Genomic DNA, 408 nt, shown 5'->3' with positions numbered 1-408 from the left:
CTCGTTATATTGGAATGAATGGAAAACGTCGTTTACTAGGATCGTTTAACCATGGCTCTATGGCAAATGCGATGGCTCAAGCTATTGGTGTACAGGCGTTAGATAGAAAGCGTCAAGTTGTAGCAATGTGTGGTGATGGCGGATTTACCATGTTAATGGGTGATTTTATCTCATTAGCTCAAATGAATTTGCCAGTCAAAGTGATTATTTTTAATAACAGTGTATTAGGTTTTGTCGCGATGGAGATGAAAGCTGGTGGCTATTTAACTGATGGCACAGATTTACATAATCCGGATTTTGCTGCTATTGCCAATGCGTCTGGTATCAAAGGTATTCGAGTAGAAAAAGGTGAAGATCTGGATCATGCACTTAAAGAAGCCTTTGAACATGATGGTCCTGTGATTGTAG

At 39.7% G+C, this 408-nt stretch carries 1 protein-coding gene; it reads left to right on the top strand.

The window, feature by feature from the left end:
* Positions 1–408 (top strand): thiamine pyrophosphate-dependent enzyme (locus tag EVJ34_RS15530; RefSeq protein WP_236636731.1); only part of this gene is annotated, 408 nt, incomplete at both ends.

Origin of the sequence: Exiguobacterium sp. SL-9 (assembly GCF_004336985.1) — a bacterium.
Classification (GTDB): Bacteria; Bacillota; Bacilli; order Exiguobacteriales; family Exiguobacteriaceae; genus Exiguobacterium.
The sequence above is the reverse complement of the archived record's forward strand: the minus strand, read 5'-3'. Positions and strand labels throughout refer to the sequence as shown.